This window comes from Alteromonas sp. W12 (assembly GCF_001924945.1).
Taxonomy (GTDB): Bacteria; Pseudomonadota; Gammaproteobacteria; order Enterobacterales; family Alteromonadaceae; genus Alteromonas; species Alteromonas macleodii.
In genome coordinates this window covers 187623-206271 of sequence record NZ_LQXH01000007.1, presented here as the reverse complement: position 1 = coordinate 206271, position 18649 = coordinate 187623, and the positions used below count along the sequence as shown (strand labels likewise).

The 18649-nt window shown below is 39.4% G+C and carries 15 protein-coding genes; 5 read left to right on the top strand and 10 right to left on the bottom strand.

Annotated features, from left to right (window positions below; all coding sequences use genetic code 11):
* Nucleotides 1-60 precede the first annotated feature (60 nt).
* Genes AWH61_RS08480 through AWH61_RS20140 form a run of 3 tightly spaced genes read right to left on the bottom strand, consistent with a single transcriptional unit; the run spans nucleotide 61 to nucleotide 3225 of the window.
* Nucleotides 61-2376, bottom strand: coding sequence for a DEAD/DEAH box helicase (locus AWH61_RS08480; RefSeq protein WP_075176816.1), 2316 nt, complete (start codon nucleotides 2374-2376; stop codon nucleotides 61-63).
* Entirely contained in the window at nucleotides 2369-3073 is a 705-nt protein-coding gene (locus tag AWH61_RS08475; RefSeq protein WP_075176815.1) for a hypothetical protein, read from the bottom strand. Before AWH61_RS08475 ends, AWH61_RS08480 begins: the two co-directional genes overlap by 8 nt.
* Complete coding sequence (locus AWH61_RS20140; protein WP_170870500.1) at nucleotides 3064-3225, bottom strand: hypothetical protein; 162 nt, start codon at nucleotides 3223-3225, stop codon at nucleotides 3064-3066. The genes AWH61_RS08475 and AWH61_RS20140 overlap by 10 nt, the downstream gene beginning before the upstream one ends.
* A 255-nt stretch (nucleotides 3226-3480) precedes the next feature.
* Here AWH61_RS20140 and AWH61_RS08470 point away from each other — a divergent pair, with 255 nt between their 5' ends.
* Nucleotides 3481-4353 (top strand): hypothetical protein, encoded by an 873-nt coding sequence (locus tag AWH61_RS08470; RefSeq protein WP_075176814.1) that lies wholly within the window; start codon nucleotides 3481-3483, stop codon nucleotides 4351-4353.
* Nucleotides 4354-4523: 170 nt separating this feature from the next.
* Here AWH61_RS08470 and AWH61_RS08465 read toward each other — a convergent pair whose 3' ends face one another.
* The 6 genes from AWH61_RS08465 to AWH61_RS08440 form a co-directional block, all read right to left on the bottom strand.
* On the bottom strand, nucleotides 4524-4754 hold the full coding sequence (locus AWH61_RS08465) for an RNase H1/viroplasmin domain-containing protein (protein WP_075176813.1): 231 nt from the start codon (nucleotides 4752-4754) through the stop codon (nucleotides 4524-4526).
* A 70-nt stretch (nucleotides 4755-4824) separates the two neighbouring features.
* The gene (locus tag AWH61_RS08460; protein WP_075176812.1) at nucleotides 4825-5232 is read right to left on the bottom strand and encodes a DUF2787 family protein; all 408 of its coding nucleotides are present in this window, start codon (nucleotides 5230-5232) and stop codon (nucleotides 4825-4827) included.
* 203 nt (nucleotides 5233-5435) lie between these two features.
* Nucleotides 5436-5879, bottom strand: a complete 444-nt coding sequence (locus AWH61_RS08455) for a DUF6641 family protein (protein WP_075176811.1) — start codon at nucleotides 5877-5879, stop codon at nucleotides 5436-5438.
* Nucleotides 5880-5896: 17 nt separating this feature from the next.
* Nucleotides 5897-7930 (bottom strand): AAA family ATPase, encoded by a 2034-nt coding sequence (locus AWH61_RS08450; protein ID WP_075176810.1) that lies wholly within the window; start codon nucleotides 7928-7930, stop codon nucleotides 5897-5899.
* Between the two features lie 7 nt (nucleotides 7931-7937).
* The gene (locus AWH61_RS08445; RefSeq protein ID WP_075176809.1) at nucleotides 7938-8834 is read right to left on the bottom strand and encodes a tyrosine-type recombinase/integrase; all 897 of its coding nucleotides are present in this window, start codon (nucleotides 8832-8834) and stop codon (nucleotides 7938-7940) included.
* Nucleotides 8835-8993: 159 nt separating this feature from the next.
* On the bottom strand, nucleotides 8994-9572 hold the full coding sequence (locus AWH61_RS08440; RefSeq protein ID WP_075176808.1) for a hypothetical protein: 579 nt from the start codon (nucleotides 9570-9572) through the stop codon (nucleotides 8994-8996).
* A gap of 162 nt (nucleotides 9573-9734) precedes the next feature.
* Here AWH61_RS08440 and AWH61_RS08435 point away from each other — a divergent pair, with 162 nt between their 5' ends.
* From AWH61_RS08435 to AWH61_RS08425, 3 genes are all read left to right on the top strand, one after another.
* A complete protein-coding gene (locus AWH61_RS08435) occupies nucleotides 9735-10337 on the top strand; it encodes a hypothetical protein (protein WP_075176807.1) in 603 nt (200 codons plus the stop codon).
* Nucleotides 10338-10442: 105 nt separating this feature from the next.
* The gene (locus tag AWH61_RS08430; RefSeq protein WP_075176806.1) at nucleotides 10443-13130 is read left to right on the top strand and encodes a UvrD-helicase domain-containing protein; all 2688 of its coding nucleotides are present in this window, start codon (nucleotides 10443-10445) and stop codon (nucleotides 13128-13130) included.
* Nucleotides 13131-13384: 254 nt separating this feature from the next.
* Complete coding sequence (locus AWH61_RS08425) at nucleotides 13385-14989, top strand: tetratricopeptide repeat protein (RefSeq protein ID WP_075176805.1); 1605 nt, start codon at nucleotides 13385-13387, stop codon at nucleotides 14987-14989.
* Nucleotides 14990-15502: 513 nt separating this feature from the next.
* Here AWH61_RS08425 and AWH61_RS08420 read toward each other — a convergent pair.
* Nucleotides 15503-16249: an HNH endonuclease family protein gene (locus AWH61_RS08420; RefSeq protein WP_075176804.1), complete on the bottom strand. Its 747-nt coding sequence runs from the start codon at nucleotides 16247-16249 to the stop codon at nucleotides 15503-15505.
* A gap of 730 nt (nucleotides 16250-16979) precedes the next feature.
* Here AWH61_RS08420 and AWH61_RS08410 point away from each other — a divergent pair.
* Complete coding sequence (locus AWH61_RS08410; RefSeq protein WP_075176802.1) at nucleotides 16980-18368, top strand: hypothetical protein; 1389 nt, start codon at nucleotides 16980-16982, stop codon at nucleotides 18366-18368.
* Nucleotides 18369-18649 lie beyond the last annotated feature (281 nt).

The window sequence follows — 18649 nt, the reverse complement described above, 5'->3', positions numbered from 1 at the left end:
ACCTCTGAGTTGTTTTTTTGTTTTTGTCATCGCTTTTTATCTATCTACCATAGCTTAAAGCTAGACGTACCTTCTAATTATTAGTTTCTGCTCATCTGTCAAAGTGGAGAGGTCATCTATAAACACGATGCCATTTTCATCTACATGAGCAACAACAGCTGATATCCATTCAACATCTTCAGGATCGAACCCATATTTTAGTAGCCAAATTTCGGTTTCGTCATTTGTGCCGAACCGAAGATAGTTACTAAGCACCTTGGAACGCCCATCTCCAGTTTCTTCGTAGTAAACTGCTAAGGCAGCACATATGGGATCAGCTAGTGATAGGCTGATTACCTTATCTAAATAATCGTATGTATCGTAAACCAATCGATCATAATCAAAACTTTTGACAGATACATTAGCAGGAAAAAGCGGATATGACTTTTTCAAATTCGAATTGGGTAACTTTTCTGCTTGCGCAGAATACTTGATCTTTAGCCGATTTAATTCTTTGTTGTATTTACTTTGCTCTAGCTCACCCTCTCTGAGTTTCCGGGCAAGCTTTCGTCTCTCATCTCTTTGCGTTAGGTAAGAGTGACGTAACGACAAGGTTTCACTGAAGGACTTGCCTTGAACCCTCCACAAAAGAAGAGGTATGGCGGCACTAAGCACAGCTTGTTCACCAGATAAGAGTTGACTGCGTCTTAGATGAGAGCAATATATGATCTTTAATTTTTCTTTTATTTGCCTTCTAACTGAGTCCCCCAACGCATAATATTGGTTACCAGTTATGGCCTTCTCACCATCAATAAGTTTATCTAGAATGAATTTGATTTGCGCTTTTAAGTTAGCACTTCGAATACGTTCAACTTGAGAATCAGTCAAGTGGAGGTCGTCATTAAACGTATCTGTTTTAACAGCTTCGACTAGATCTGTGAAATCTTCATGGATATTCTTTATATCATCGTCTAATTTTGACGTTTCGCTAATTACAACATCAGAAGACAACCTACTTGAGAATGTTTTAACGTTCTCTCTACGAACAATGGTGTATCCATAATCAAATTTAGGAAGATCCGTACTTCTTCCAGATCTGCCGATCAAATTCTTGAGTGTCAGCTCATTCATATAAGTGAAGTTATCGATCAGTACGCAATCAAACGGCATATTAATACCTTGATTTAATGTCGATGTAGCAAAGCAAAGTTTTGCGTATCCCTTTCGCACAAAGTTTTCAATTAAGATCCTTGCCTTGAGCGGCATAGAGCCGTGATGAACTACTACACCTCTTCTCATTAACTGAATAAAAGAAGATTGCTTACCTAGCTGGGTTTCTGAAGAACCAATATATTTCTCAAGCATAGAAACAAATTTCAAAGCTTCTGGTTCGTCAAGCGGCTGACACTGCTCTATATATTGCCCATACTCTTCAATGTGCCTCCCATCAAAAATTTTTGCCTTCGATGAGTAAATAAGAACAGTTCCATTTTTGGCGAGCGTGGAAGAAATTATGTCTTCATCCAACTTTATGTCGTCAGCATCTTTGTAAGGAGAAAATATTTCAAAACTTCCATCCACCTCCAAAGAGACAAAAATCTTACCAACATTGCTCTGTTTGAAGCTATCTGCTTGATAGTTTTCTACAAAGCCGTGTTTAGTGAACTGTGCTTTCGGGTTGGAGACAAATGGGTGCGCAAATACCTTTGTAGCGTTTGGAAACTCTCTTTCTGTGCGTCTTACGAACGCATCGAATGACAGACCCCTAACAGGCTCTTCAGATATTTGAGCTTCATCAAAAAGAAAAATTCCAACATCAAAATCACCGCTATATTTGAATATTTCAGTCCCTCTTTCCGGTGTAATTATAAAGATTCGCCTTGAAGTATTATGCTGATTTACATTTTCAATAAACTGAAGCACCAACACATCGTTTTGCACCAAGTCAATAACTACTGAGTAAAACTCGGCGATTAATGCACGTGACGGAACTACTATTACAATATCTTTATCGTAGTCTTTAACAAGTTCGCGAAATAGGTATGACTTGCCAGTACTTGTAGGAGCAGAAAATGAGTAGAAGTGCTTTTCACGAATTGCCTTGTAAGCAGTTGCCTGCATTGGAGTGAAAGCTCGTCCGTACTTCTTTTCAATTGCATCGCCTAAATCTTTGTATATCGCTTCTAGTACAGAACGAGGCTGAACTTGCTTATAAAACAGTCCCATTACACTCGTTAGCTTATCTTCATAATCAGAAAATGTTTCAGGGTGAATCATTTTGATCAGACTAATGATTTCTAAGAGTTCAAGATTTGTAGGACCTTTAGTGTGGAACTCCTTAATTGCGCTAGAAAGTATCTCTCGTATACCGGTGCCGTTCGCTATCTGCTCAAGCATTTACTTTGACCCCTATGAGGAAGATAGCTTCAAATTGAAGAAGGTATTTCAAGTGAACTGAATCTAACGCATTTCGCATTATTTTTAGAGGGTTATCTGATACGATTGAAAAAGCGGCGCAGTAAGATTTTATGCCTTTGCTGGCATTTTGTATTGCAGCTTCGGACACGAATCTCCTCAAGTCACTTAGCTCCTGAATATCCTTTTTAGCGAGAATAAATTCATTTATTTGTCTTAATGCTCTTCCATGTGCATTGCTAACTCCACTGTACTTAGCCTCACCAAAAGTGATTACCGCTTCCGATGCTTCTGAATGGAAATCGAAACCGGGATTACCAGAAATTTTTTCTTTTATTAGCTCCGCAAGAGGAAGACGCAAATGTCTTAAATATTCTTTTAGCGCCGAGAGAGCTGTGTCTGAAACCATATACTCTCCAAACTCTTCGGACAATTCGCTTTGCACGTTGTTGAGAATCTCATTAACGACTTTATCAATTGTAGGTTTAGAACGCGACGAATAAGTCAGCTCATCAATAATATCTAATGGTTTTAACCAACTAGTATCGGTAACGGTGTTGTACATCTCTGTCACCCGTTCCTCTACATTTGATATACTGATAGCTAGAGAATAGATTTTACCTTCGGAGCGTTTTGAAAGTTCGGACATGTCCATAACGTCCATTTGAATTAATTCCATTTAAAATAAACTCCACCGTAGAATGTATTCACAAAGTTTTTCAGCTTCTCCGTAAAGCGCGGTGTTGCTTTCTTGCGCTGAAATATATTGAAAGGCTTCTCCACAAGACCAGCCACTTCTTCACGCAACGGTTTTAGGCTGTTGTAAATCATTCGTTTGACAACACCTTTCATGCGTTCTGGAACAAATTGCTCTTCTTCTGCAATTTGCTTTATATGGTTTTAATCCCTCTTAGAGAGAGTCTTTAATCATAATATTCCAGACTAACTCAAGTTTCACTTAATCTAAATGAAAAGTAGCGCCCCTTTGAAATCTAGAAATGTGTATTTTCTTCTTATAAGTTTACGTTCAGCTCGTTTCATGGAATATTAATGTAAATGCACAATTTCAAAAACAAACGACTTTAAATGAAGCGCAAAACAACACTGTTAATAATATCCACATCTAGCGCGTTAATTCTCGGTCTTTGGTTAGGCGCTTGGTATGTAGGCACCGAGCAAACTGTAATTCGCCAATTTACCAGCCAGCCCTTAGCTGATGTTTTCAGTAGTATAAACGCTTTGTTTGCCGGGTTTGCATTCTGTGGAGTAATTTTGACTGTTTATCTTCAAATCCAAGAACTTCAAGATACTAGAGAAGTATTGGCTGAGACAGCTAAAGCGAACAATACAACAGCCGAATACGCGAAAGAGAACGCTATCGTAGAATTATTCCAAACCTACTGTAGTGATTACTTTCAAAATGTTAAAAATTCATCTATGAATATTCTTATTCCTGCGATGGCGAGCAGAGGTTACTTTGACTTTGTGATTAGCCGATTTTTCGTCGCTGAGCAACTTTCACTATCTGAAGCTGATTGGCCGCGGATTAGTCTTGTTTCTCGATATTCAACGTTTGAAGAGTTCAAAGAAAATGAGCAGCATGACCGTTATAAACTGGATGAATTAATTAACTTTTTCACCATACTTGCTTATCAAAAAGACGCAGGGGATGTAATTGCACGTTGCGACTTTTCTTACTCGTGGTGGCGTCCAATGTTTTGGATGATTGCGATTGCGCAAGAGCTTCGATACGACAACAGCCCTACTATCCAAAAATACGGAACAGCTTTGTATTTTAAAGAAGTTGTTAAAATGCTAGACGAAGCATATGCCCTCAAGCCAATCGAAACAGGCATTGAGCTAGTAGATTTGATAAAGGAGCATCCTAAGCTAAGTAAACAGTATCAACTAGATGATTTACACAAGCTTCCTGAACAATGGGAAAAACTCAATGAATAGGCTAATGCCGTACAATGAAGAAAACATTGTTGTGATTAACGATAAATTTACACGCCTTAACATAGAAGGTAAGCAGTGTTTGCTTTTAGTTGCATGAGTATTGTCAAAAAACAGGATAGCCAATATCGGCTACCCCAAACTATCAAGATTAGGTCAACTGAAAAGGCTACTCACCGCCTTACTGGTGGCTCGTATCCCCATTGGAAGTGTTTCTTCGCATCGTAGTCGGCTCGGCTACTTTTTTTGAAGGCCGCAAGCGCCTCTTTTTTAGTATCGTACTTTTTAAAATAAGACTTCGATATACCTTGCGTATATCTTTTCACCTCATCATACCTACTGTAAATACCAGGGGATGCACCAATAAAAACAACATACCAAGTCTCTGACTTTTTACTTTTCATATAAACTCCAAAATTAAACACGCAACATTGCGTCGTTCTTGGGTTTACAGTTTTTGAAATGTAACTTTGCTTAAGCTGAAATGCTGACTTTGAAGGCTTCTAGCTCTAGCCAATAATATAAAAAATTACCTTCCCATATCTGATACATATCGGTTGCCTGTTCGATAGGAAAAACGCCGAAAAGGTTTTGAAATACGCCTGCTTGGAAATCAAAGTCGAGGTCTTTTGCTAACTCTGCATAAGGGCCACTCCCGACGTAAGCGAAGTCTGTGATATAGCACAGGTGCCAAGTGTTATTTTGCCGTTCCAGTCTAATTTCGACAGGATGAAAACCTCCATTCTCGGCTGAGTAAGTCGGGTCACGAAAGTTGATAGTCACACTATCACCCGAAATCCCCTTTTCATTGAGCATAACCGATATTGCCTTAGTAAACTTCTGAGTAACAGGCAAAACTAACCCTTCGCAGTGAATGCGCATAATTTGGTTCCTTGATGTTAATTTGAAATAGGTTGGCTTTTTTGTCGAAGCGAGTCGCATAAAAAGCTAATTTAGTTGCATAGGCAGCGTTAAGTTGCTTGTTGAAACAAAGCGTGATGGTTTGCCATTTAGCCTTTGGCTGCTGAACTATGGAAAGAGAAAGGGCGATACTGATTATCACCCTTTCAGCGGTTCTGCCTTTATTAGCTTTTAGCCTCTGTCTTTTTAGGAATAGCTGGCTTTAGTAGAGCGTTATCAAGCTCACCTTTTTCAATCGCCTGTATAACGGTATCGATAATCTCTGGTAGCTTGGCTTTATCGCCAACATCTATCGCAGGTTTACCTTTTTGAAGTTCAATAGGTTTACTACCTACTTTTATTTCAAGATAGTAGTATTCGTCGCTATCGTAATACCACGGTCGAACAGTGGTGGGTCTGCGCTGAATGGTGATTTCACCTGTTTCAGGGTTCTTAACTTTCTTTTCCTTAAACGCCTCAAAACGTTTGTTGTCGATAAGGCATTGTGCCATCTCTTTTTGTTGCTCTAGCCTTTCAATAAGCTTTAAACGCTTACCGATAACGGGAGGTTTGGGCTCAATTTTAGGGCGAGCGATGACCTTGAGCGAACTCAATACGGATGTAGACATAGTGTTTACCTCATGGGTTAGTGGGAGCGAACAAAGCCCGGTTGGAGTTTTGCTTGCTTACGTTGGTTTTCATCTGCCAATAAGTTGATGGCAAAATCTCTAATTGATACGTTAGGGCGAAACTTGGTGCGGCGCGCTAAGATGGCAAAGTCACCTGGAGTGAGGTATTTCAGTTGAAGTAGCGTTTCACTCTCTGGCTCGCTTAGCCTTTTAACTCTTGTTATTTGTTTATACAGCTCCAGTACTTGCACTGAGGTTAAGTACTGACAATCAAGCTTGAAGTCGAAACGACGTAACACCGCTTTATCTAGTTTGGTGACAAAGTTTGTAGCGGCAAATAAAGGTTGAGTGAAACACTCTATTTGCGTTAGAAACTCATTAACGAACTGAAGCTCATGTTGAGCACTTAGCCCTTCCCGAGCACTGAGCAAGCTGTCAACTTCATCAAGAAGGATAACCTGCTCCTCTGCGTGTGCGCGTTGGAAGAGTTCGGCAATTTTCTGTTCGCTTTCACCCACCCATTTACTTAATACGTCCGAGCATTTAACCCGCAAGAGCTTTCTATTGTTTAACTTAGCAAGATGATGAGCATAGGCGGTTTTCCCTGTACCTGGCGGACCTGAAATTAACGTTCGACTAGGTAGGTTGTGTTTCAGCGCATAAGTAATATCATCAAGGTAGGCTTGTGGCTGTGTGATGTTTAGGTAGCTTACCTTAAACGGGATTTCGCCCTTGTAGTTAAGCTTGTCTTGCCATTGTGCTGTCGCTCGGAGAGAGTACTCGACGACATCGTTTACCACTGCTTCTGCATCGCCGTTCTTCGCTTTGATGGTATGCGCGATGTGAGTTGCATTTGCCACTATCGCAGGCGTAATATTCTCCACCTGACTGATTTGCTTTCGAACAGCAAGAGATAAACCCAAACCGCGATAGTAAGAGCGCGTAACGCTTTCTATCTCTTCAGGTTTCAATGACGGTACATCAATGGCGAGCTTGAACCTTCTGATAAAGCTGGCTTCAAGGCTCTGCACATAATTGGTTATCCAAATGCAAGGGATATCGTTGTACTCGATAAAACGCTGTAGGTGCTCTTTACTGTATTGGCTATCAACATTTTCAAATAAGCCCTCACACTCGTCGACTAACAACATAGCGTTAGATTTGTTAGTGAGTAATGAGTTGAGCAAAGAAAGATAACGAAGCCTGTCCTTGTTAGGGAAACGACTGTTAAACTCATCATCGGCATAGTTGCTAGCTAGTGCCGTAGAGCGGATTTCATAAAGCGTTCTACCACAACTTTTCGCTAGTGCGCGAGATAATTCCGTTTTGCCTGTTCCAGATTCACCATACAGCAATACACTTGTACCCACGCTTCTGGCTTGTGTAGCAGCATTTAAGTATCGCGCTAGAAGCTCTGTATTGACATGTGGAAAATCCTTGAGCCCAAATGCAGCGTTAGGGGACGGGTGAAGCAGCGGCTCGACCAGCATTTCTCTAGAGGTTATTTTTTCAGTAAGTAACTTACGGACAAGCACCTTAGGCATTTCACCAAAATCATACGATAAAAAATCCACATCCGGTAAGAAACCATATTGATTCAATCGCGCTGTAGCATGAGTAAACTGCTCGTCATTAACACCTGTTATGTCTTTAACAATTTCATTCAGAGACAAATGGTTAGCTTGTAAATGCACGGATGAAGCTAACGCCCTTAACCACTGATTTACTTGTGAGAGCAAGGTGAACTGAACAAGCAAATCGGTTTGTTTCGGTAAATCCATTAGGCTTCTGATGAAACTACAGTTGTCTAGAAACGTTCTGGTAACCTTAGGTTGCCTATCACTTATAGTTAAGCATGCTTTATAATTGACGCTTTCATTTCTGTCTTTGAAAAACGGTACGCTTGAAACACTACTCCCACGCAGATTAGACGCAAGGCTTTTACTGAGTACATCGGTATCAACTGATGGCAAGTATCTAAGTAACCGCTTGCCCCACTCACACGCAAGATAATGCAGTTCACCAGACTTTCTTAACACTTTATTAGACATAAAGACCTCACAGCTTGTAGGAAAGTAAGAAGGCAGCTTGTTGCATGACCTTTTCACTGCGTTTGTCATACATAATCGTGGTACTGATATCTGCATGCCCTGCCATCTGTCGAACGGTATTTAAATCGACATTCTGCTCGAGTAAACGTGTGATGAAAGTACGCCGAAGATCGTGCGGTGACACCCCCTCAATGCCAATGGCGGACAATGATTTACGAATAAGTGAATAAACAGCACATGAAGATAAGTGAGTATCGTGTTGGATGTTCCCACCTCTAGCCACTCTATGAAACAAATAACCTTCTTGTTTACCACGTAGCACTACCCATTCGTTTAAGGCGTGTTGCGCCCACTCCGGTAAGTGAACGGTACGGCTCTTGTTCCCCTTTCCTCTTCTCACAATAAGTGTCGAGCCTGCTATGTAGTCCTGGAGTGATAACGCGACTAGTTCACTTCTGCGTAGCCCCGTTCCTAGCAGTGTTGCTAATACAGCACAATTACGGATACCGAGTACGGACGTATTTTGTTTCAAATGTGCGAATAGCGTTTGAACTTGCTTAACCGAAAGCGGCTTACCGTCATGGGCGCCGTGGCTCACTTTGCTGATAGCGCGGAGCTGAACTAATTGTATTTCAGGCGCAAGACCTGACATAACAGCCACGCTTACAATACCGCGTATTGCTGTCATAGCTCTGTTTATAGACCGTGCAGACCAGCCATTAGCAATAAGTAATGCTTTGATATGACTAGCTTGTTGAAAGTCTATTTTGTGGTACATCATATGGCGCTTGTTTTCGGGCCAACGCAGCAAATCAGCGATACTATTTAGCTGTGAACCAATAGAACGCTGACTATTAGGCGCAAGTCGACCTAAATACAGTGCATAGGGGCATGCTGCATTCATAAAGTGCTCCGAAGTAGTAATTAAAAGTTCTGAATTTGAATGGAGTTGCTTTGAGAAGCTAAATAAATGATAGCGAGGGTTGGTGAAAGGTTATATGGCTGTTTTGTACCGTGTTTGTGAAGTTAAAAGGGGCACTGCTGCCCCCTTCTGGTTGCTCTTTTAAAAGAGTTGATTTATGGCTTTTACAATTGATTCGTAAAGCTCATCAAGCTCATCGGGAGTCAAAATGTTTAGCAACTTTTTCGCAGTCTTCAGATTATCGACCGGCTCAGACTTCTTGGCAGGTTTAACTTTCTCAATTTTTCCTCTCGCCAAAAGCTCATCACAAATTATTTCAAAGATCTTCTTGTTTGGATTTTTTGGGAGTTCCTCAAAAATTGTATGCCAGTCCTCTTTACGATATTTAAAGTACATCAGCAGAACAGTTAGTGACATACTTCCCTGTTTAATTTGCAACTCAACCTCTACCACCGCAACTTGCAAATAGCGACAAACAGATGAATATGTGTCAGGTTTGATATGATTTTTTAGACACTTTCGGCAGCCTTTGAGCCCAGAATCTAAATAAAAAGCAAGCCACATCTTTCTCTCATAAAACTCATACACCTGTGCACGTAAACTTTTTGCACTATCATTCATTTTATTCATGAGACTCTTGGCCTCGTTTATTGGGTCATGCTCAACGACTGCGAGTTCGTTACTTTGTTTAACTTTTTTCGTGCGTTTCGATTTACTCATAATTTCCTCATTTTAGCGATTGAAACCAATTGCAAATTAGGAAAAACAGCGTTCCCAGAGCCTGTAAGAGCGAAAATAAATCTCAAAACGTTGAAATTTAAATTGTTTTATTTTATTTCATTTCTGAGGCACAATAAAAAAAGTCAATAAAAGTGAATAAAAGTGAAACAAAGAACAAAAGATGATTGGAACTTGCTTGCTCCGTGGATAAGAAATAATCCAAAACGATTCGACAAATGTTCAAAAGAGTTTCAGGTGACTCTGCGTAAATATCTTTCGGCGGAGAATGAACACAGAGATGAGCTTATTTGTGACGTCGAAAAACATTTCTTTGCGCAGAAAACGCAATTTAAAGAGAACTGCAGGTCCTACCTGAAAAGAACCAAAGAAAGGGACAGCGAACAGCTTGTGATGGAAAACATTCAGCCACTCGTGAGCGAACTACAAGAGGCTACGGGTTTTTCTTACCTGTCTCAAAATGAAGTAGTAAGATTTGCGCTGTTGATCGCAGTAAAGTTGTTTACCAACAACCTAGTTAACCTAGACGATAATGATTATGGATTTGAAGATAATTGGTCAAGTACCGAAGAAGATTTAGACGATTTCAAAGACGCGAGCTTAGAACAAAAACTCAAGTCAATCGTTGAGCATGATTTGGTAGGAGAGATAGATAGAAATACAGCTAATCAAATAAACTTGCTTTTAACCACCTGGGCTAGCACGAATCGTTTTATGAATTTGGATCCAGGCGACATGTTTGAATAGTCGTATGGGTTGCGGGTTCTTTTTCGCATATGCGAAAAACGAGTATTTTGCGCTAAATCATTATAATGTATGACAAATGTGAAAACAGCGAAATGAAGAAATACAGTGTCTAAAAGCAAATCTGTTATACCTTTACCATGTTCTGACACGGATCCGCTATTTGAAGATGTTCACTGGAGTAACAAATTTGACATCGACAATTACAGCGGAGACTTTATCAAGTTCGCAGCTGAGTTAAGCAGCCTTACAGATGTCAACGAATTCTGTTACGAACAACAAAGTGTACTGCATGCACTTAAAAGAAAAGATGTTCTAAAGAATCAAGCGAAAGTGCTAAACAAGTACCTTAAGCACCCAAAAAAGTACTTAACTCCTGACATAGATTTTCTTTCTCTCTTTTTCAATTGTTCTAAAAATTCAACCGTTCAAACACTCCTCAATGACCTGACGAACGTAAAAACAAAAGCCATGCAGCGAACGTTAACGGTTAAGAGAGCCGCTGACTTAGGTAAAGTGAACAAGAGTAAACGTTACTATGATAGTGATGTAACTTACGAAACACGATTTACGCTTGCAATATTTGGAAATAAGTTCAAGCAAATACAGTTGTACCTTACGTCGCCAAACGATGAAAAACGAGCCTGCCGCATTGATCTTATTCCTAGCCGTTTCAGCACGTTTGAACTTTTAATCATATTCTCCCACATCCGCTCAGTGCTAAAGAACCGCGTCTACTCACAGTTCATCAATAGCGCCTTGTGTCAGCGAATTGATATCGCATTTAATATGCCTGGGCTATCGCAGTTGTTTCTTTATGTAAACCACGAGAAGAACAAAAAAATTAAAGCAGGAGAGTGTTTACCTCGCAGCGTCGTCGCACAAACTACGTACCTTGGGGATAGGAAGCAAGGCAGCCACTATATTATCTATGACAAACTACTAAAGGAACTAAAGCAGCACGCAAAAAAGTATGGTTGGAATGCAGACAAATCTAATCAAATGTTAAGCAAATGCGTTCCTGCCAGCCGGGTAGAAAGACGACACTACTTCAAGAGCAAACCGGTACCGCTCTCGGAACTAAGTTCAGTTAAATTGGATTTTAAAAATGTTTACTTCTTCGACCCAATAGCACTTAGCTCGCTAAGTGCCAGTCAGCTTAAAGCACTGATTGAAAACAAAAGTTTGAGGGGCGCAGACAATAGTGACTCACATGCATGGGTAGTCCTTCTTAGGTCTGCCGAAAAGCTCGGAAAGAGAGCTAGACGTTTAAACTCTGTATGGTTTGCAAAAGAGAAAGTTAGGATAGTTAACGAACTAATCTCAACTTTGTACATGCGTGACACTGTCATAAATGTATCTACAGAAACGCTGGAGCGATATATAGAGTTTTGGAAACAGTCATCTACTAGCGCGATCTTCAATTACGTTCCCCAAATTGTGGAAAAGGTAAACCCTGCTACACCAGATATAAGTAAACGGAGTGCTTTGAATAGTAAATTACCGATGACAATTGTGTACGGTGGTGCGGGTACAGGCAAAACCCAATTATTAGTACAGAAAATCCGTAAAATAAAAAATTCACAGCCTAAAACTGACAAAAGTATCATTTGTCTGGCCTACACAAATGATGCATGTACGGAAATTAGAAAACGCCTTCCCCCCAAAATAAGAGCGGACCATTCCGTAAATATCAGTACCTTTACAACATGGTGCTCAAATATACTAAGAGAAAATTTTCCTCGTTACGTAAACTTCACTTTTCAAGATAATGATACAGCGAAGAAGAAATTCAAGGAAATATTAGAAATACAAAGTACAAAGCTGTCTTCAGAGAAAGTAACTAGACTGGAATCTCACTTCGAGCAAAGTTTGACCGAAGGAAAAGACGTAATAAGAAGAATTAAAAGTCAGGAGGGCAACAGCGATGCCGAACGAATGACGGAGATAGTTAAGAAATACGAAAGCTATAAGAAGAAAGGCAGAAAGTGGGACTTCAATGACGTTTTAACGTTAGTCGATAAAGCGTTAACTAATAGAGATTTTGCTAAAACGATTCAAAGTACAACATCGCATATACTGCTTGATGAGATGCAGGATTCTAATAGCATTCAGCTACGAATACTACTAAAACTTTGCGAGGCGAATGTCTTAATTTTCATGGTTGGAGACATCTGCCAGACTATATATCAATTTAGAGGCTCCAAGTCTTCCTTAATAAAAAACATTGAAGGAAAGTTACGAGTCAGAACGGCGAGATTGACAAGGCAGCATAGAGCTAGCGAATCCATCTTGAAGTTGACCAACTTTGTAAGAGGACTTGTCGACAGAAGCGCAAGCCTACTTGTAACCTGTAATGAAAATATTGGAATGCAGCCTATTTTTAAGCGATGTGAAAATATCCGCGCAGTTGGCACCTGGCTCAATAGCTATCTTTTAGATACAAAAATAACTAGTAATACAAAAATACTTGTTAGGACGAAATATCAAAGGGACCATTTAAGAGATAATTTAAGAACAATACTTAATTCTGAAAACATTATCACTATGCACTCAGCAAAAGGGATTGAATGTGATAATTGCATCGTAATCGACCCCCGCTTTTCTAATTCGATGAGCGATACTAGGCAAGAATATCTAAACCTCATGTACGTCGCGCTGACTAGACCAAGTAAAAACCTTATTATTGTTTCTAAAAATACTGATGCCCATTTCTACAAAGATGGCGGAATTGACGATGAAAATGTGCTCGACATCATAGAAAAAGTTCCAGGCCTCTGTGAGATAGTGAGATAAGTTACGACGCAGAATCTAGCTGGCATCTTAGATGTAGTAGCTCATATCTGATCTCACAGTTTCGATGAGTCGGTTTAGACTCCATCTGACAGGCAGACGAAGCGGACGTTGGGCACAACTGTAGCGCAAATCCACTTCCGACATAAACAGACCTTTGGCTATCTTGCTTGCTTAAACTGATTGAGGTATCAATTTATGATACTCTTTTTACTTTTATCGCCTACCGTATTATTCATTCATAAGGGATTTGTAGAATGCAATCAAAAAACGTGTTTCACCACCTACTTTTGTTATTAATTCTGTGTATGTCATTTACACCAGCCAAAGGTAAAGAGCCGCCAGCTTGGTTTACTGAAAGATTAGAAAAAGTTGATGAAAATAATTGGAAAGATTTGTCATTTCTCACTAGAGCATACAGAGAAGGTAAATTTGTAAAGCGAGATATTAATAAAACGTTATTTTATCTTAACAAAATGCTTAAGATGAAAGATGGGGAAATGAAACATGTCATACAACAACAAATCGCGGATATTTACTTAACCAAGGATTATAGTGTCTACGATCCTACTATTGGTTTTGAATGGATGGAGAAGTCAGCTAATGGTCAAAATCATCATGCAATGTTTAAAATAGGTACATTCTATTATGAAGGAAAGCACGTTGAAAAAAATCAGGAAATGGCCTTGGAATGGTACAAAAGGTTGTCTGATGCTGATGGAATAGGAGGATCATTATTCCTAGCAGAGCATTACCTTTTGGGTAAGGATGGTATTGTAGACCGAGATCTAGGCATTAAGTACTTTAACCGAATTCCAGATATCTCTTCAAAAAAAGATGTCGATAAAGCGACGTGGGTTCTCCGAGCTAGAGTGTATGAAGAAGTATTAAATGACGAGGCAAAAGCGATACAAGCCTATAGCCATCTAGCGAAGAGTTATCTCGATACACTTAGTCACCTCAAGCTTGGTTTAGCATATTATGAAGGTACCGGCGTAGAGGTAGACTTAGACAAAGCTGCTGGATATTGCAACAAGGCAAGGCGTTTAGAGTATGCGAAAGACGCCTTTACATGTCTTGAGAGGATATCAAATGGTGGGGGAAGTGTAGCGAGCCATTTGTTGGGGGATTATTACCTTCGTCGCAAAACACCTGACCCCGAGAGAGCATTAGCGCTTTATCAAAAATCGCATAAACAAGGTTCAAAAGGTGCTGCCAGTGCAATAGCAATGCTTTACCAAAATGAGAAGTACGAACTATTTGATCTAGACAAAGCTTACGCAATTTATAGTGACAATTATCCAGCAGATTATGTGTCCGAAGGTATTTTAGAAAAGATCTGTAAGAGAGACAGAGATATAACAGATAACAAAACTACCTTGTTTGGCGTGGTATTAAGCTGTGCATCACGTGATCTTTTAATGGATGCGATAAAGCTAGCTGGAGCATCGGTAGAAAAAGAAGGTAAGAACTATTGGAATGATGTCTATGCGACATCAAATGTGCTATCAGGAACTAGTTCATTGAACGTTCTGTACACAAGAAATAATGAGTTTGCTGAAGCGGTATATACATTTCCCAGTAACATGAATGTGAAGCAGACTGGCGAGATACAAAAGTTAATTGCATCAAAATATGGAAAGCCAGATAAAATGGTAGGGAACGAGAACATGGGGGATGTAAAATTTAGCTGGTTAATGTCGGACGGCATAGAAATCAACGTTTACAGAGAATGGCCACAAACAACTACTTACCTATCATACTCACATCCTAAAAAACTAGCGAAGGTAAGAGAGCAGCAGGCGAAGGAAAAATTAATACGAGATAAGAAAAAAAGAGAAAGTCAAAATTCTGCTTTCTAGTTATTTTTGATAAATATAAGTGAGCCGGCTATCGTTAAAGCGTATAAATATAAAACGAATTTAAAGTGTATAGTAAAACTAGTGTGATTACGTCAAAATCGCATGGTACTTATACCATCAGTATCCATTGGTAATCACACTAGTACACATAAAATGTATTCACGATTATACCTGAATTACGAAGGTGCTCATCATAGACTTGCTTTAAAAGGTATCACGAGATTTTACAAACTCATAAGGGCAAATAAGTTTTTCACCTTTAGGGTATCAGAGGGCCTATATCAGACTCTATTTAATCTCTACGCGATTCAAGAAATTCACGCGTCAATGCTTTGAATAAATGGATAGCATAAATAGTAATTATTGGTTGAATTCGCCAATGCAAAAACACCTCATATTAGGTATGCAAGACTGAAATCGAGTGTCCGGTGTTGGCACATATGCGACTGTCAGATTTGATTGAGTCCCATTATTCGAATCTGACAGATCAAGTTGAGACTGATTCATCTTAGATTAGTTACATGCTGCCTGCATCTTGTCAATTACCCTTGATTCACTGGAAACAAGGTGAAGCTTGTATTTCTCTATGATTGTCATGAAATTACCAATGTAGGTACAACGATATTGGTGATTCGGTGGCAACCATTCGTCGGGACCTTTAGCGCCTTTCTGCCTATTTAGAGAAGCTTTAACCAAAACAAGGTTATCGTAGTCATTTGCGAATGCTTTTCTCTGTTCTCGGGACCAAAAATTACCTCCATGGCCATGAGCAAACTTTAGCGGTACGATATGGTCCAAATCCAATTCAGTGGCATTATCGGTGACTTCGCCGGAATAAGGGTCATACCAACTCCCTCTTATGACCAAACATCCCTTTTCTGATTTAAATGTAACCGGTATTTGGGACGTCTGAATCAAAAGTTCGTGTCGTGTGTTCTGACAGTCTTTGTCTTCGTCTACCCAGTGTGGCCAATCGTTTCTATCGTAGAGCGAAACAAAGCTTCGATTCTCTTCTTCGGCCTCTTTTTCTGCTTTATCGTATTGTGAGGTCTGTGATTTAGGTAGCCTGCCCCCAGCTTCCAAGCAAGTACTCAAAGATGAAAACGACTTGTAATTTTTCGTTTTTTCGTAAAAAGGACTATTGGAATCATGGCAGATGCCTGATGAAGACTGCTTTACGACTGGTAAAGCAGCTGATTCAGGCTCTTTGCAAGCAGTTAAAGCAAAGAAAAATAAACTGTAAGCGATAACCTTATTCATAGTCCCTCTACGTTATACAATTTCGCATATGAGAAAAACAACACTAGGTGCCCATTTCCGTCGTTTATATTCTAACAAGTATTTCTAGTCTCAAGTACAGCATACTGGCAAAAGACTCGTCGTTTATACTTTGGGTTCTACAAATTTAAAATGTCGGAACGATTATGGACAAGCGATTACAGGCAAACATTCATATTGATAGAGCTGAGGTGATATTAACGAACCTTATCGCGCTTACAGATACAGATACAGATAAGGACCACTTTAAGGTTCCTGTCCTAGATATAGTTGTGTCTTTGTCTACTGCAATTGAACTGCTTCAAACAGCCCAAGACGATATATCTCAAATACAGATACCTCAATACCAAGCATCTTTAAACTGTTACTTGTACAGTCTAATAAGGAAAAGCTCTACGCTAATACGATCAGTTACAAAAAATAAAGGACCGCTATGAGTGCTAAGTATTATGTGTACATTTACAGGAACCAAAAAACGGAAAAGTTAAGTACATATGAGGAGGGATAAAGATAACTTACGCTACTGCTCACCAGCCACCGTCGCACAGTAAAGTTGCTAAAGCATAGATTTGCCTGCGGCATCGATATGAAATGACTCACTTTTTTTATTTTTTTAATGCTATGATTGTTAAAGTTTTTTAGTTGGCAAAGGAATGCATCGTAAAGCGACCTTCTCTTTTGCTATCGTTGTACCTTTTTCGATGGATTAAAAATGATAAAAAGAGCTCTAATTATTATTTCTGTTTTTTTAAGCAGCGCTTGCACAAAAGAACTAGTTAACTCACACGATGAATATATAAATAACGCACCATCTGAACTGGCAAGTTTGCCAACCCAATCGAGTGAAGAGCTCAACTCAATCTTGTACTCATCACTAAGTGCTGAAACTGTTTACATATATAATAATGATATAACTAAGCCCATTGGTAAAACAGTAAATACCAAAACCCTTGACGCGGATTTGGACCCACTTCAATTCCTCTATATCCCTTCACATGCATTGCCTGATGGATATTTAGAGTTGTTAAAAGCCTACAATGAAGAAAATGCGTTTGAAAAGCGTCGGATTGCAGAAGATATTCGGGAGTTATTTTCCAAAATACAAGTAAACTCCCCTTTTAACATGCTTGAAGGGAAGTCTGCGCTATTTGATGTGGAGGTTGATGGTTCACTACCATTCGACTTTGAAAGCATGAGTAAAACCGTTTTTCTACCAACAGAAGTATGCGCCGAAAGTTTAACGCTTGGTGGAGATAATTATGGTTCAACATATTTAGCCGTGAATCCTCTCGGTGAGCTTCAAGGCGATAAATGTCTCGTAAATGTACGCTTTGCTGACGAAGGTACAGCTGAAACTTTCGAAGAGGCGTCGAATAACAATCAATTGTCGGCTTTCGTCAAAGCAACATATGTTGGCTATGGTAGTTATATGATTCGTTTCGCCATCGGTACTGAGCTTGTATTCGTCAAAAAAAATATTAAAGGAAAATCTACGTACACTGTAGACAGCGAAGCAAGATTTAATGCTGGCAAAACATATATAACAGACTTGTATTCTTACGATTATATTACAAGCATAAAACCGATTAACGAATTTTTTACTCCCGAAAACCTGATGGCGACTATGCCCCCAAGTAGTTATGTAAACTATGAAGCTAACAATAATAAATTTGATGAGTTTTTAAATTATCTAAATAAAAGCGACGCAATATATGGTCACAGATATGCAAGTTTTCGAATCGATGAAGAAGGTGACATTGAGCTTGCTTTATTTCACTCGAACAATTCAAAGCTTTATGGCGCGGTTGGGAAGTATCGTTTAGTAGTTGCAGGGACCCGCCAGTTTGCTCTATTAAAGTCGCAATACCAAGCAGGTAAGGTTCTTCCAAGAGTTTTAGTTCCTGAATCTGTATCACAGCAAGAACTAGTGTTTACTTCATTGGTAGGCGCTCCAAGTCACTCTGTAACTTATAAAAAATGGAACCCAGAAGACCTAAAAATCATACTGGCAGGTTTTGGGTATAGTGAAGAAAAGCTAAAAGAAGTTAGCACCGAAATTCCCTATGATGTCGTGAAGCCAATCTCTAACATTATCAATTAAGAAATAACGGACATTGGCTTGTAATTTCCTGTAAGGCGTTTAAAAGTCCATAGTCTTAGGATAGATAAGTCTTATATCAATAGGGCTGTCGTTTAAAAGGTAACGTTAATCGTCATTAACGTTACCTAATTTTAGGGTTATTTATCTATATCGCTCGAATTTCACAAAAATGAGTGGATTGGAAAGACCAAAGCGTAACTGTAATTCTATTGATTTATAGACGCCAAATCTCTTCATATTTTTAGAGGAAGAGCTGATTAGGGTGGTAAAACAATCTGGGC